The 14,710-nt window shown below is 58.0% G+C and carries 11 protein-coding genes; 7 read left to right on the top strand and 4 right to left on the bottom strand.

The genetic code is table 11. From position 1 onward, the window contains the following. Positions 1 to 30 precede the first annotated feature (30 nt). Genes DWA01_RS02510 through speB form a run of 7 tightly spaced genes read left to right on the top strand, consistent with a single transcriptional unit; the run spans position 31 to position 7,290 of the window. Positions 31 to 1,170, top strand: a complete 1,140-nt coding sequence (locus DWA01_RS02510; protein WP_114284074.1) for an ABC transporter ATP-binding protein — start codon at positions 31 to 33, stop codon at positions 1,168 to 1,170. A gap of 14 nt (positions 1,171 to 1,184) precedes the next feature. After that, a complete protein-coding gene (locus tag DWA01_RS02505) occupies positions 1,185 to 2,081 on the top strand; it encodes an ABC transporter permease subunit (RefSeq protein WP_114284073.1) in 897 nt (298 codons plus the stop codon). Further along, complete coding sequence (locus DWA01_RS02500; protein ID WP_114284072.1) at positions 2,078 to 2,896, top strand: ABC transporter permease; 819 nt, start codon at positions 2,078 to 2,080, stop codon at positions 2,894 to 2,896. The genes DWA01_RS02505 and DWA01_RS02500 overlap by 4 nt, the downstream gene beginning before the upstream one ends. Beyond that, positions 2,893 to 4,233, top strand: coding sequence for a glutamine synthetase family protein (locus DWA01_RS02495; protein WP_114284071.1), 1,341 nt, complete (start codon positions 2,893 to 2,895; stop codon positions 4,231 to 4,233). The genes DWA01_RS02500 and DWA01_RS02495 overlap by 4 nt, the downstream gene beginning before the upstream one ends. 8 nt (positions 4,234 to 4,241) lie before the next feature. Then, positions 4,242 to 5,582 (top strand): NAD(P)/FAD-dependent oxidoreductase, encoded by a 1,341-nt coding sequence (locus DWA01_RS02490; protein ID WP_114284070.1) that lies wholly within the window; start codon positions 4,242 to 4,244, stop codon positions 5,580 to 5,582. Positions 5,583 to 5,586: 4 nt separating this feature from the next. Beyond that, positions 5,587 to 6,303 (top strand): type 1 glutamine amidotransferase, encoded by a 717-nt coding sequence (locus DWA01_RS02485; protein WP_114284069.1) that lies wholly within the window; start codon positions 5,587 to 5,589, stop codon positions 6,301 to 6,303. Between the two features lie 15 nt (positions 6,304 to 6,318). Next, a complete protein-coding gene (gene speB / locus DWA01_RS02480) occupies positions 6,319 to 7,290 on the top strand; it encodes an agmatinase (protein ID WP_114284068.1) in 972 nt (323 codons plus the stop codon). Between the two features lie 411 nt (positions 7,291 to 7,701). Here the strand turns inward: speB and DWA01_RS02475 are convergent, their stop codons facing one another. The 4 genes from DWA01_RS02475 to DWA01_RS02460 all read right to left on the bottom strand — a co-directional run bounded on the left by DWA01_RS02475 (position 7,702) and on the right by DWA01_RS02460 (position 14,651). Beyond that, positions 7,702 to 9,342, bottom strand: coding sequence for an ABC transporter substrate-binding protein (locus DWA01_RS02475; protein ID WP_114284067.1), 1,641 nt, complete (start codon positions 9,340 to 9,342; stop codon positions 7,702 to 7,704). 49 nt (positions 9,343 to 9,391) lie between these two features. After that, positions 9,392 to 10,933 carry a trimethylamine methyltransferase family protein gene (locus DWA01_RS02470; protein ID WP_114284066.1) on the bottom strand — a complete coding sequence of 514 codons (1,542 nt, stop codon included), beginning with the start codon at positions 10,931 to 10,933 and terminating at the stop codon, positions 9,392 to 9,394. 552 nt (positions 10,934 to 11,485) lie between these two features. Then, positions 11,486 to 12,049: a HutD/Ves family protein gene (locus DWA01_RS02465; RefSeq protein ID WP_160115945.1), complete on the bottom strand. Its 564-nt coding sequence runs from the start codon at positions 12,047 to 12,049 to the stop codon at positions 11,486 to 11,488. 184 nt (positions 12,050 to 12,233) lie between these two features. After that, positions 12,234 to 14,651, bottom strand: coding sequence for a GcvT family protein (locus tag DWA01_RS02460; protein ID WP_114284117.1), 2,418 nt, complete (start codon positions 14,649 to 14,651; stop codon positions 12,234 to 12,236). Positions 14,652 to 14,710 lie beyond the last annotated feature (59 nt).

Genomic DNA, 14,710 nt, shown 5'->3' with positions numbered 1-14,710 from the left:
GAGAGATCTGTGATTACATACGAGGATGACATGGCATTTGATTCCGGCTCGGCTGCATTCGCTCCCTGGGAAGATCCCGGGCAAAAACCCCTGATCAGTTTTAAATCCGTTACAAAGCGTTTCGGGAATTTCACAGCCATCGACAATCTGACGCTGGATATCTTTGAGAAAGAATTTTTTGCCCTGCTCGGCCCGTCAGGTTGTGGCAAAACCACTCTGATGCGCATGCTTGCCGGTTTTGAAGCGCCATCGGAGGGCACAATCATGCTGGACGGCCAGGATATCGGCCCCATCCCGCCCAACAAGCGCGCTGTGAACATGATGTTTCAGTCATATGCGCTGTTCCCGCATCTCAGTGTTGCCGACAATATCGCCTTCGGGCTGAAACGCTCAGATATGCCCAAATCTGAAATTGCCGGCCGGGTGGAAGAGATGCTCAGCCTGGTGCAGCTCTCGCAGTTCGCCTCACGCAGGCCACATCAGATATCGGGAGGCCAGCGCCAGCGCGTGGCACTCGCGCGTTCGCTTGCCAAGGCCCCGAAACTGCTGCTGCTGGATGAACCGCTTGGCGCACTTGACAAAAAACTGCGGCAGGAAACGCAGTTTGAACTGATGGATATTCAGGAAAAAACCGGCACCACCTTTGTCATTGTCACCCATGATCAGGAAGAGGCGATGACGGTCGCAAGCCGGATTGCAGTGGTGAACCATGGGAAACTGGTGCAAGTGGCGCCACCCGACCGGATCTACGAGGCCCCGAATTCCATATACGTCGCTGATTTCATTGGCGATGTGAATATCATTAAAGGGCTGGCAAAACCGGAGAGCGACAACCGCTATGCCATTCAGTGGTGTGAAAATCACGCACCTATCATTGGCACCAGCCAGCACGCCTTTGCCAGTGATGACATCTGTCATTTTGCGATCCGGCCGGAGAAAGTGTCGATCACCCGGGACAGGCCGACGGACCGGACCAATACAATGCAGGGCAAAGTGCTGGAAATAGCCTATCTCGGAAATATCTCAACCTATCATGTTGAATTGCCGACAGGCCAGGTGATCAAAGCCCAACAGGCCAACAACCGCCGGATTTCACGGCGCAGTTTCACCTGGCATGACTCTGTGTGGCTGTCCTTTACCGACACCGCCGGTGTCCTTCTGAGCCAGTAGCAGGTGCGCATGTGATGGATTTACGCAAACTGTTCCTGATACTTGTGCCCTACTCATGGTTGCTGGCGCTGTTTCTGATCCCGTTCGCCATTGTACTGAAAATCGCGCTGTCCGATTACGCTATCGCCATCCCGCCCTACGTGCCGACCCTTGATGGCATCGGCAACTGGAGCGATTTCAAGACCTTCCTGTCAGAGCTCGATTTCGAAAACTTCATCTTCCTCACCGAGGATGAGCTGTACTGGCGGGCCTATCTGTCCAGTGCAAAGATCGCATTTCTGTCAACACTTATGACGCTTCTTGTCGGCTTCCCGCTGGCCTATGCGATGGCGCGCGCCGCTTCTGAGTGGCGGCCGACACTGATGATGCTGGCGATCCTGCCATTCTGGACCAGCTTTCTGATCCGGGTCTACGCGTGGAAAAGCATTCTCAGCCAGGAGGGGTATCTGAACCAGGTTCTGCTCTGGGTCGGGGTAATCGACAGCCCTTTGATGATCCTCAACACCAACACTGCGGTCTACATCGGCATCGTCTACACCTACCTGCCCTTTATGGTTCTGCCAGTTTATGCGGCACTGGAAAAACTCGACGATACGCTGCTGGAAGCGGCTGAAGATCTTGGCTGTTCGCGGTTTCAGGCCTTTTGGCTGGTGACGGTGCCGCTGTCAAAACCGGGCATTATTGCGGGGTGTTTTCTGGTCTTCATTCCCGCCTTGGGTGAATTTGTCATCCCCTCGGTTCTCGGTGGATCGGATACGCTGATGATCGGCAAAGTTCTGTGGGAGGAGTTCTTCTCCAACCGCGACTGGCCGGTCGCCTCAGCCGTCGCGGTGATCCTGCTGCTGTTGCTGATCCTTCCCATCGTCCTGTTCCAGCGCAACGAGCAAAAACAGCGGGAGGCTGAAAAATGAACCGCCGATACTCCTGGTTTAACATCACCTCTCTGACCCTTGGTTTCGCCTTCCTTTACATTCCGATGATCATTCTGGTGATCTACAGTTTCAACGCTTCAAAGCTGGTCACGGTCTGGGCCGGATTTTCCACCAGGTGGTACGGCGAATTGTTTCAGAACGAAGCGTTTCTCGACGCCGCCTGGGTCACGTTAAAGGTCGGTTTGGCCTCTTCGACCCTGGCCACCGTTCTGGGCACGATGGCGGCCTATGTAATGGTACGAAGCGGGCGTTTCATGGGACGGACGCTGTTTTCGGGGATGATATACGCGCCACTGGTTATGCCCGAAGTCATCACCGGTCTGTCGCTGCTGCTGCTGTTCATTTCAATCGGGCTGGACCGAGGCGTGCTGACGATCATTCTGGCCCATACTACTTTCTCCATGTGTTATGTATCCGTCGTGGTGTCGTCACGGCTGGCCTCCTTTGACCAGTCTTTAGAAGAAGCGGCGCTGGATCTGGGTTGCACGCCGTTTGACGCGTTTCGCAGCGTTACCCTGCCGATCATCACCCCGGCGGTGTTGTCGGGCTGGCTGCTGGCGTTTACCCTGTCGCTCGACGACCTGGTGATCGCGTCTTTCACCTCCGGCCCGTCCGCGACTACTTTGCCGATCAAAATTTTTAGCGCGGTCCGGCTCGGTGTCAGCCCGGAGATCAACGCATTGTCTACGATCCTGATCAGCATCGTCACCTTCGGTGTCATCTCGGCATCGCTGATTTCAAAACGTGCGATTGCACGGCAAAGACGTGAAGAACAGGAGGCCCTGCAGGTATGAGCCGGTTTATCGAAGAATTTGAGGCCTATTGCGCGACATACGGGCCCCCTGAGCGGCTTGAACTGATGCTGTGCGACCTGAACGCTGTGCTGCGCGGAAAATGGCTGCCCGGCAATGAGGCGGAAAAACTCGCCAAAGGCGCGGTGCGTCTGCCGCTGTCCACCTATGCGCCCAACATCCTTGGCGAAGAGGTCGAAGCCACCGGGCTTGGCATCGTGGTCGGGGACCCGGACGGCAAGATCGTGCCGGTGCCCGGCAGTCTGCGCAATGTGCCCTGGGCCAGGGGGCACGTGGCTCAGGTGCAGGTCGAGATGCAGGATGAAAGTGGCGGCATTTCGCCCCTGTCGCCGCGACAAAAGCTGCAGGATGTCGTCGACCGGTTTAAGGCAAATGGGCTGCGGCCCGTGGTCGCGACGGAGCTGGAATTCTATATCCTGAGGCCACGCAAGACGGCGGAGGAAGCACCACAACCGCCTGAGGGTGTTCCCAATGCGCAGAATTATGATCTGAAAGTGCTGGAAAACAGCGAAGAAATCCTGACCGAAATTCTGGCCGCGTCCAAAACCCAGGGGTTGGCAACAGACACGTTGATCGCCGAATACGGCCCGGGTCAGTTTGAGGTCAATTTCCTGCATACTGACGACCCGGTGCTGGCCGCCGACACCGCGCTTTTGTTTCGCCGGCTGGTGAAGGGCGTGGTGCGCAAACACGGGATGGAAGCCACCTTTATGGCCAAACCCTATGCCGCCTGCCCGGGAAATGGCATGCATGTTCACGCCAGTGTTCTGGACCAGGATGGTCTGAATATCTTTTCTGCTGAACACGGTGTATCGGAGACCTTGAGGGCCGCAGTCGGCGGTGTTTTGGCCACCATGCGCGAGATGCAGGCGATATTTGCCCCGCATATGAATTCCTACCGCCGGTTTCAGCCGAACAGTTTTGCGCCGACAGCGCCGGATTGGGGGCTTGATAACCGCAGCGCTTCGGTCCGTCTGCCAGAAACGCGCGGGCCAGGAGCGCGGCTGGAACACCGGATCGCCGGCGCCGATGTGAACCCATACCTGGCGCTGACCGCTGTGCTTGGTGGTATGCTTCACGGCATCGAAACCAGGCCTGACGTCCCGTTACCGCTTGAAGACCCCGCGATGATCGCCGCCGCGCCACTGGGGCATGACTGGCGACAGGCCGTCGATCTGTTCGCCGCTTCTGAGTTTGCTGCAGAGCTGTTTGGCGAAGACTACCGCCGGATATATTCCACGGTGCGCTACGATGAAATAGACCAGCTGACGCGGATCATCTCGCCGACAGAATACCGCTATTACCTCGGACGGCTTTGAGAGAAACCATGCAACGCATTTACGAGACAGAGGCCTACAGCCCGGCTTCCGACCAGGGTAATTACTGGCTGAGCACCGTCACTGACAGCCGGGCCCCCTACCCGCAATTGTCGGGCAGCCGCCGGGTTGAAGTGGCCATTGTCGGTGGCGGGTACACCGGCCTGTCGGCGGCGTTGCATCTGACTGAGGCCGGGACAGAGGCGCTGGTGCTTGAGGCGCAGACCATCGGGTACGGCGCCTCCGGCCGCAACGGTGGGTTTGCTATGATCGGCGGCGCCAAGGCTTCCGACAGCAGCCTGATACGCAGTTACGGGCTTGAGGGGTTGCGCGATTTCCACCGGGGTCAGCGCGCCTCAGTTGATCTGGTCGCCGACCTGCTCGCGCGCCTGAACATCGACGCCGACACCCACTCAAAAGGGGAGCTGTGTCTGGCCCACCGGCCCAAAGACATGGCCACGTTGCGGGCGGAATCCCAGCATCAGGAAGCATTGTTCGGCCTTGATGCAGAGATCATTGAACCTGGCGATCTGGCGGCGCGCGGCATGGCAAGTCCCGGGTTTCACGGCGGTATGATCTATCCGCTGGGATTTGCCCTGAACCCTCGCAAATATGTCCTGGGCCTGGCCCATGCCGCTCTGGATGCCGGCGCTGAGATCTGCGCCAATTCGGCGGTGCAGTCGATCTCCCGAAATCCGGACGGCAGCTATCTGCTGCGCTGCGAAACCGGTGAGGTTGTGGCCAGAAAGCTGATCCTGGCCACCAATGGCTACAGCAGCGATGATCTGCCCGGCTGGATGAAAGCCCGCTATCTGCCGGTGCAGTCCAACGTGCTGGTCAGTCGCGAGCTGACCGATGGCGAAATATCGGCGCAGGGCTGGTCTACCGATCTTATGGCCTTTGATACCCGCAACCTGCTGCATTATTTCCGGCTGATGCCCAACCGGCGTTTTCTGTTTGGCATGCGCGGTGGCATCAAGGCCACGCCCGGTGCCAAGGCTGAAATGCACCGGCGCATCCGCCGGGATTTTGAGACAATGTTTCCGGCTTGGTCCGAAGTTGAGACACCATACTTCTGGTCCGGCCTGGCTTGCCTTTCGCGCAATCTGACCCCCTATGTCGGTCCGCTCAAAAGCTGGCCCGGCGCTTATACCGGCATAGCCTATCACGGCAACGGCGTCGCTATGGCCAGCTATGCCGGCGCGCTGCTTGCCGATCTCGTTTTAAACCGCAACGCCCGCCCTTATCCGGAGATCATGAAAGCGCCGCTGAAGCGCTTTCCATTCGGAGCCTGGCGGCGCAACCTGCTGAGACCAGCCTATCGCTGGTACGGTCTCGTGGACGGAGCATAACAACATGAGCAAGCCCCCCCTGCGCATAGGCGTATTGGAAACCGGCCGGCCGCCGGAAGATCTCGCGGCTGAATTTGGCGACTATCCTTCGATGGTCGGCGACTGGCTGTCGCCGCTGGAAGCAGAATTCACCAGCTACGCCGCCCTTGACGGTAAGCTGCCCACAGATCCGGCAGAATGCGATCTCTGGGTTATCACCGGATCGAAATTTGGCGTCTATGAGGCACATGACTGGATCGCGCCACTTGAACAATTCATCCGCGATATCCGGAGCGCAGGCCGCAAGATGGTGGGCATTTGTTTTGGCCATCAGCTGATCGCACAGGCGCTTGGCGGTGTGGTCAGCAAGTCCGCCAGGGGCTGGGCGCTTGGGGTGCACCAATACGATACGGTGAACTGGCCTGCCCCGCTTGGAACTGACCCGGGAACGATCGCCATTCAGGCCTACCATCAGGATCAGGTTGACGTGATCCCGGACGGGGCCATCCGGATCGCCCAATCAGATTTCTGCCCCAATGCCGCGCTCTGGTACCCGGGGTTTGCGGTGACGGTCCAGGGCCATCCTGAATTTGCCAAACCCTATACCAGCGCCCTGCTTGAAAGCCGGCGTGGCACCATTCTGAGCGATGACGATGTTGATCAGGGCCAGCGCAATATGGCGCTCACGACCAACCGGGACCACCTCGCGGTTCTGATCGGTGACGGGCTGAAGAGCTTCTGAAGCAGGAGAGAGAACATGAGCGACAGATCCGGTGACTACGCCTTTCGCGGTACTGAAAATTGCGACCGCTGGCCTGAAATGACCTATGGCGGGGCGCTGAGTTTTCTGCGCCGGCGCTATTCCCGCGATCTGGAAGGCGTCGATGTGGTCGTCAGCGGCGTGCCCTATGACTGTGCCGTAACCAACCGTTCAGGCTGCCGTCTTGGTCCCAGGGCAATCCGCGCCGGGTCAACGCTTTTGGCCGAGCTTGATGCATTTCCGTTTGGCTTCAACCCGTTTGAGACATTGTCCGTGGTGGATTATGGCGATTGCATGCTGAACCCGCATCACCCGGATACGATTGAGGCGGCGATCGAGGCCCATGCACACAAAATCCTTAACGCGGGTGCCAGGATGCTTACGCTGGGCGGCGACCACTTCATTTCCTACCCGATCCTCAAGGCCCATGCGAAAAAACATGGCCCCATCGCTCTGATCCAGTTCGATGCCCATTGCGACACCTGGGATGACGATGGCGCGAAGCTTGACCACGGCACGATGTTTGCGCGTGCGGCGGCTGAAGGGGTGGTGGATGTTAGCAAATCCACTCAGATCGGATTGCGCACTTTTAATAAAACTGACGCAGGGTTTGAAGTGCTCACGGCGCCCTGGCTTCACCGCAACGGCGTTGATGCGGCGCTGGAGATCATCAGAGCGCGCGCCGGCGATGCCCCGGTCTATGTGTCCTTTGATGTGGATGGGATGGATCCGGCCTATGCTCCGGGAACCGGCACCCCGGTCGCCGGCGGGCTGGCCTCCTGGCAGGCGCTTGAGCTAATCCGCGGGCTGGGCGCTCTCAACCTGGTGGGCATGGATGTGGTCGAAGTTGCCCCGGCCTATGATCACTCAGAGATCACTGCGATTGCCGCCGCAACTGTGGCGCATGACTGGCTGTGTTTGCTGGCGGAAAAGAAAGGTGCAAAACGCAGATCCACCGGCCGGCTCTGAAACCGGGCCAGGCAACGCACCATCCGGAGAATGTGACGCTGGCTGGAGCGATATGTTCTGATGGACACACAAATGGCTGGCTTTGGCTCGCGTTTGGTTAAACCACTTCATGCGCGTCAGAACGTGCCGGAGATACGCACGTTTGGCGCCGATAGCGGAGTTGCCAGCGATCTGGTGACACAGGGCGCTGCTCTGCGTGTCGCAACAGGACAGCCGGCGCCAGGATCTTTGCGGTGAGCGTCATATTCCTCACTTTAGGCGGACAACTGGCCTTGCCAACAAGTCGGCGTGCTGCAGGCGGTTTGCGGCGCTGCAGACAGCGAAGCCCTGGCTGAGTTAGCAGAGACTGCGCCCCGCCCGGCATCGGGACGGGCCCGGTGGTGAGCACCACCAGGCCCGAAGTCTTTGTAATCAGGCGCTCAGCCAGACCCGTTCCAGGTGCATCTCGCGGAACTGGTGGCGCTCATAATTGTTCACCTTATCCGTATGATGCAGGGCCTGGGTCATCCAGAAAGGCTGAATAATTGCGCCACTGTCCTGCAGGATAGTTTGCAGCTTCACCATCAGCGCCCGGCGTTTGTCAGGATCAAACACACCCACCGCTTCTTCCAGAAGCGTGTCAAACTCAGGGTTGGAATGGCCGGATTCGTTCCATGACCCACCCGTTTTATAGGCCAGAACCAGCACCTGAACCCCCAGAGGTCGCGGCCCCCAGTTGGTTGTGCTGAACGGGTATTTGGTCCAGTCGTTCCAGAAGGTCGCCCCGGGAATGACTGTGCGTTTGACCTTAAAGCCCGCATCCCGGATCTGCGCCCCGATTGCATCGGTGGTATCTTTGCGCCAGTCGCCATCGATCGAGATAAGTTCGAGTTCAGTATCACCATGTCCCGAAGTTGCGGCCAGTGCCCGCGCTTTGTCCACATCCCGCCCGATTTTTGGCAGTTCGGCATATTCTTCATGGAATGGAGCAACATGATGGTTCTCGGCCGGAATGCCGGCGCCGTCGACGCCCAGTTCCAGTGCCACGGAGTTGTCCACCGCCAGCTGAATCGCGTTGCGCAATTCTTTGCTGTCATAAGGCGGAGTGTCCGCCCGCATACGCGCCACAATGGTCGTCGCGGTAGCTTTGTCTTTTTTCACGAGGCCAAGACTGTCGAGCGCGGCAACAAAACTCGCCTGGGTTAAATCATTCACATCGATCTCTTCGGCCTCAAAAGCCGCCACAACAGCCGAGTCATCGGTGCCGTAATCGATGAATTTAACGCCATCAAGCAGCGCTTCACCGCCCCACCAATCGCCATTTTCACGGCGTTTGACTTCAGCTTCGGTACCAACCCCAAAGGAGACCAGTTCAAACGGACCGGTGCCGATTGGCGCGTTTTGCAACCCGACAGAACTCTCAAAGCTGGGATGCACGATCAGCGCCGGGTAATCAGCCATGCCAGCGATCAGCGTAATATCGGCAATTGGCAGGTTCAGGCGGACCGTATAGTCGTCAAGCCGCTCGATAACACCTTCGCCGGCGCCGCCGGTCTCCGCGTCAATCAGCGAACTCATCCGCGAGGCCATAGAGTTGCCTTCGGCTCCCTTGTCACACCAGCGATTGAGATTAAAGATCACATCGTCAGCATTGAAGTCATCGCCATTGTTCCAGGTCACGCCTTTGCGCACGTTCAGCGTATAGGTTTTTGCGTCATCACTGACGTCCCAGCTTTCCAGCAGCATTGGTGTAAAGCTAAAATCCATATCCCAACGCACAAGAGGTTCACAGAATTGACGGGCAATATTACCCATGTCAGTCCAGTCATAGATCCGCGGATCACTGATATCGAGAACCCGCATGGCAACACGCAGGACTCCGCCTTTCATGCCCTGAGCCTGCGCCGCTGTTGGCACCGCCAGGCCCAGCAGCCCATAGGCAGTGGCCGCGCTGGCACCAAAAGTGCTGGCAGTGGAGATAAACTCGCGGCGCGTCATGCCGCCTTTGCCGACCTCTTTGGCCATTCTCCGCACAATCTTACGTACGGGCTTTTCTCTGTGATCCTGTCTCATACTCTTCTCCCTGGTCGTTTAAAATCTCTTGGTCTGCTTCTTATTCAAATTACTCCAGTGGCGAAGCGCCACCAGCTGCCTTCCGGCTCTCGATAAAACTGGCCACCCGCTCTGCGATCAAAGCGCTGTCGTCAGGTGGTTCGTAATCTCTCAGCACCTGTTTCCAGACGCCCGTTGCCCGTTCAGCAGAGGTCTGTGACCCAGCGTCAACCCATGCCCCATAGTTTCTGAGGTCCGCAACAAGCGGCCTGTAAAACGCATCCTGATAGCGTTCCATCGTATGCTGAGTGGAGAAAAAATGTCCACCGGGTTCAACGTCACGCAGCGCGTCAAGGCCGATTTCAGCGGCTGAGGCCTGTGTCGGTTGGCAAAGTTCCGCAAGGATTTGAAGGGCTTCGACGTCATTAATGAACTTCTCATACCCAAAGCTCAGCCCGCCTTCCAGCCAGCCGGCAGAATGGATAACAAGCGTGGCGTTCGCCATCATTGCCCCCCAAAGCGCCATATCGGTCTCGGTGGCAGCCTGCATATCCGGGATATTTGAGGCCGATCCGGTGGCCGAACGCCAGGGAAGCCCTGTCAGACGCGCAAGCTGCCCCGAGCCGAGCTGCAGTTTCACATGTTCCGGGGTGCCAAAGGCAGGCGACCCCGATTTCATATCCACGTTTGAGCTGAAGCCGCCGTAGCTGACCGGCGCTCCGGCCCGCGTCATCTGGGCCAGGGTGATCCCCGCCAGCGATTCAGCATGTTGCAACGTCAATGCGCCCGCAACCGTAACCGGGGCCATCGCGCCGGCCAGACAAAAGGGCGTGATTATGGTCATCTGTCCGGCACGGGCGAAATCAATAATCCCCTGAGCCATCGGCAGGTCAAGCATTCTCGGCGAATTGGTATTGATGACGGTGCTGACCCAGACACCGTTTTCAAACTCCTGATCGCTCAGGTTTAATCCCAGGCGGATGATTTCAAAACTGTCTTGCACCTGGCCCCGGCCGCGCGCAAAAACATAGGTGGGCTTGTCCCCCAAAACCAGCTGAGCGCGTGTTGTTGCATAGTGGCGCAGATTGACCGGGATGTCCTGAGGCTCGACGCTGGGGCCAAATTGATGAATAACATCAAAGCTCTGGCAGAGCTTCAGTGTTTCTTCAAACGCTTCCATATTTCCGGGGCGGCGGCCGCGCTCCAAATCGGTCACATTCGGACAGCCTGACCCGGCCACAAAAATCAATGCGCCGTTTTCATAGATCTGTTCGCGCGCCGGATTGGCGGCACGGAGCCGGATGGAGACCGGCGCCGTAGCCAGGGCACTTTCAACCATATCCCGGCCGATATAAACCATGTCCTCTTTGACGATGGCGCCGGCGGCTGCAAGAATTTCACGCGCTTCCGGCAACAGGACCTTCAAACCCAGTTCTTCCAGAACCTGCAGCGCGGTCTGGTGTATCGCGACAATTTCGTCGTCGGAAAACACCTTTTGGGGCTGAAACGGGTGTTTTAACTGACGATAGTGAGCGGTCCTGGCCGCTGCCGTTTTAATTGCCGCGCCCTGTCGGCGCCGGCGGGATCTGCGTCTGGATTTTTCAATATTCATGTTCTCATTCCTTCACCAGGTTAATTGCAGGTGACATCGGGAGGACCCAGGCCTTTTACGGTTATACCACATTGATGAAAGTCATCCAGGGTCTGGGTTTGCTGAATTTCCCCATTCGTACCGGCTGTACAAAATTATAGTGCAAGCTGTGATCACAGTGCGCCGGAAATATCCTCCGCGCGGCGGATGGTGCCGGATTCCCCGAGCCGGCTGGGATTTGTAAATCCAAGGTTCATGTCAAAATCCGGCTCTGCTATTCCAGCACGCGCGACAGATTTTCACCAGATCGGATTTGCGCGTCTCACCCGTTTTTTGCGCGCTCTTATCGCTCAATGCAAATGCTGGCCAGCCAGGTTTTCATCGAATGGCACGTCAGATCCGAGCGGACCAGCGCCCCACTGCAATCCCGCAATACGCCGCAATACGCCGCAAGAGTAAGATCCGGACAGTCCGCCTTTTCTGCAGAGGTCAGATCGGGCAGCGCGGAACAAGGCCTGGCGCGGTACACAGCGTCAGTTCGCTCGCGAAAGGCGGCCTGGCTTTCGCCAGGACCTAAACATCGTTTGTCAGAACCACCAATACCGCACAGCCGCCCTGCGGTATTTCGATCAGGCCGGCATCTGCGCTGAACAGGGCAGCAGCCCCGGGCGCAACCGGCACGCCGCCAATCTGCGCCGCGTCGAAGATACTGTAGATCACATGGCGGCTGGTAATATCTGCACCTGCGGTCCACGTGTCGCCGCCTCGCAGAACACTCACGTCAGCCTTGATCCGTTGCCCATCAAAGATCAGGTTGAAATTGCGCACATTTCCCGAAATCAGCCGCCCTTCAACTTGCAGACCTCCGGAAAATCTCAGCGGTTTCAACGCTCCGGCGTGCAATTCACCGGCCGGGAGAAGCAGGTCAAGCCCCGCACCTTCGATCACAGTCAGGATGCGCGTGAAGCCGTCAAATAGCGAGAACGTCGCGTCCCGGTCCATTTCTGCAATGCTTATGCGCCATAAAAGCTGGTCTGCTGCCTGTTCCTTCACGATTTCATGGGTAATCCCGCCGCCATTCTTCCACCGCGAGGTCTGAAACGTGCTGGCGGGGATGATACGCAGATGCTCTGCCATTGTCGCGGGCCTCTCCTGATGTGCATGATTTCGTTGAATATGACAGTCCGTGTGGCCCAGCGCCATGCCGGATGTACCATGCAGCAGGTTCAGCATGCCAGTCACGTCTCTGTCCCCAGAAATCGGTCCGGAGAGGGGGCAAATCAGCCCAGTGGCGGGTCAAACCCGTTCAGATCGGGTCAGTTCAGCTGCGCATCCGTGTGCCTCGGGGATCATACAATGCGGTCAGGCGCACGCGTGCCGGGCGCTCGTCCCCCAGGATACAGACGGTAACGGGCTGATCCTCATTGCAATACGCCGTTTCAACATAGCCAAGCGCCACGCTTTTCCGCGTGTAGTGACCGTAACCGCCCGAAGTCACATGGCCGATGCAGCGCCCCTGATACAGGATCGGCTCATTGCCCAGCGCGTCCGCATCAAGCGCGTCGATTTCCAACAGCACCAACTTGCGTTTCGCCCCGTCTTCACATTGCTGCAAACAGGCAGAACGTCCGATATAGGAGGTTTTATTGGCACTGACAAAACGCGACATGCCGGATTCCACGGCGGTGTAATCGGGTGAGAAATCCAGACTGGTCCAGGCCCCAAAGCCTTTTTCCAGCCGCAGACTGTCAAATGCCCGGCCGCCAAAATGTGTAAGCCCAAACGGCGCGCCCGCCTTTTCCAGCAGCAACATCAGCGCCCGGTGGTCTTCAGACCTGCCATAAATCTCGTACCCCAGTTCGCCGGTGAAAGAGATGCGACAGACCCGCGCCCGAATTGGCCCCAGATCGAGTTCTCTGACGCTCATAAAAGGAAACGCGTCATTGCTGACATCAGTTTTAGTGATTGTCTCCAGCAGAGCGCGCGCTTTGGGTCCGGCTATTGAGAAGCCAGGCCTCTCATCGGTGATCACACGCAGGCTCACCCCCTCGTGTGGCATGTGACTGAGGAACCAGCGCGTATGAAATTGCTGCGCCACACCGGAGCCAATGATCATGAACCGGTCCTCTGCCAGACGCGAGACGGTGAAATCTCCGGCCAGACGGCCTTTGGGCGACAGCATCGGCAGCAGCTTCATCCTGCCTTGCCCAGGCAACGTGCCTGCCAACAAACCGTCCAGCCAGCGTTCGGCCCCTGTCCCCTCAACCTCATATTTCGCAAAAGTCGCAATTTCAGAAATACCCACGTCTTCACGCACGGCGCGGCATTCTTCCGCCACATGGGCAAACGCGTCAGAGCGGCGGAATGTCGGTGCCTCATACGGCTCCACCCCATCAGGTGCGAACCACAGCGCGTATTCCTTGCCATAAGAGGCGCCAAACACCGCGTTGCGCTCTTTCATCAGATCATAGACCGGGCTGGTCAGCAGCGGACGTGCCGCCGGCAGCTCTTCATTGGGGAAAGTGATTTTAAAACGACGCCCGTAGTTCTCATGGGTTTTATCAAGCACATAGGCTTTGCCCGCCCAATCCCCGAACCGCGCGACATCCATGGCGAACACGTCGCGGCCAGGTTCGCCCTCTATGATCCATTCCGCAATCGCCAGACCTATGCCTCCACCCTGAGAACAGCCCGCCATCACGCCGCAGGCAACAAAATAATCCGGCAGCCCCGGCATCGGACCAATCACCGGATTGCCGTCAGGGGCAAATACGATCGGGCCGTTGACGACTTGTTTGATACCTGCGAAGCGCAGCGCCGGGACCCGCTTAAACGCCACCGAGAGGCGGTCCATCAGCCGGTCCAGATCAGCTTCCAGCAATTCATGGCCAAAGTCCGCGCTGGTGCCCCCCACCGCCCAGTGTTTGCATTGCTGCTCATAGGTGCCGATAAGAAAGCCCTGCCCCTCCTGGCGCATATAGCTCTCCGCATCAAAATCGATGGTATAGGGCAGTTCGCGGGTCAGGGCCTGGATTTCCGGAACGCTGTCGGTGACCAGATACATATGTTCCATCGGCACAATCGGCAGCGTCACCCCTGCCATCGCAGCCACTTCCCTGCCCCAGAGCCCACCGGCATTGATCACCACTTCACAGCGGATCTCGCCCCGGGGTGTTTTCACCAGCCAACCGCCATCCGGCAGGCGCTGTGTTTCGGTGACCGGCGTGTGGCGATGCACCTCAGCCCCCGCCAGACGCGCCGCTTTAGCATAGGCGTTGGTGACACCTGTCGGATCCATATGCCCGTCGCTGGCATCATACATCGCGCCAAGTATGCCATCCGGGTTTAACAGCGGGTTCAGCTCCAACACCTCATCCACCGTCAGCATGCGCGAGTCGATGTTCAGGTATACTGACTTGGCCTGTTCAGCCTTCAGAAAGTCCATCCGGTCCTGGTTGGTTGCCAGATAAAGTTCGCCCACCTGATGCAGACCACAGGACTGACCGGATATCTTTTCAATCTCTTTGTACTGGTCGATGGTGTATTTCTGCAGCGCCGCCATGATCGGGTCGCCGTTCAGCGTGTGCATGCCCCCCGCCGCGTGCCAGGTCGAACCGGAGGTCAGCTCAGAGCGTTCAAGCAACATGGCATCGCGCCAGCCCAGTTTGGTGAGGTGATAGAGGATTGAGCAGCCGACAATGCCGCCGCCGATCACAACGGCTCTGGTTTCCGTCTTCACTCTCTGACCTCCCAAGTTCAGTTGATCTGCGTGGACTTCCAATCTTGTGTCGTGCCGGT

This window comes from Candidatus Halocynthiibacter alkanivorans, from assembly GCF_003333265.1.
In the GTDB taxonomy this organism is placed as follows: Bacteria; Pseudomonadota; Alphaproteobacteria; order Rhodobacterales; family Rhodobacteraceae; genus Halocyntiibacter_A; species Halocyntiibacter_A alkanivorans.
The sequence above is the reverse complement of the archived record's forward strand: the minus strand, read 5'-3'. Positions and strand labels throughout refer to the sequence as shown.

Excerpts from the sequence above, each read along its gene's own strand:
- DWA01_RS02510 (WP_114284074.1), top strand. The coding sequence starts at position 31 with ATGGCATTTGATTCCGGCTCGGCTGCATTCGCTCCCTGGGAAGATCCC.
- DWA01_RS02505 (WP_114284073.1), top strand. The coding sequence starts at position 1,185 with ATGGATTTACGCAAACTGTTCCTGATACTTGTGCCCTACTCATGGTTG.
- DWA01_RS02500 (WP_114284072.1), top strand. The coding sequence starts at position 2,078 with ATGAACCGCCGATACTCCTGGTTTAACATCACCTCTCTGACCCTTGGT.
- DWA01_RS02495 (WP_114284071.1), top strand. The coding sequence starts at position 2,893 with ATGAGCCGGTTTATCGAAGAATTTGAGGCCTATTGCGCGACATACGGG.
- DWA01_RS02490 (WP_114284070.1), top strand. The coding sequence starts at position 4,242 with ATGCAACGCATTTACGAGACAGAGGCCTACAGCCCGGCTTCCGACCAG.
- DWA01_RS02485 (WP_114284069.1), top strand. The coding sequence starts at position 5,587 with ATGAGCAAGCCCCCCCTGCGCATAGGCGTATTGGAAACCGGCCGGCCG.
- speB (WP_114284068.1), top strand. The coding sequence starts at position 6,319 with ATGAGCGACAGATCCGGTGACTACGCCTTTCGCGGTACTGAAAATTGC.
- DWA01_RS02475 (WP_114284067.1), bottom strand. The coding sequence starts at position 9,342 with ATGAGACAGGATCACAGAGAAAAGCCCGTACGTAAGATTGTGCGGAGA.
- DWA01_RS02470 (WP_114284066.1), bottom strand. The coding sequence starts at position 10,933 with ATGAATATTGAAAAATCCAGACGCAGATCCCGCCGGCGCCGACAGGGC.
- DWA01_RS02465 (WP_160115945.1), bottom strand. The coding sequence starts at position 12,049 with ATGGCAGAGCATCTGCGTATCATCCCCGCCAGCACGTTTCAGACCTCG.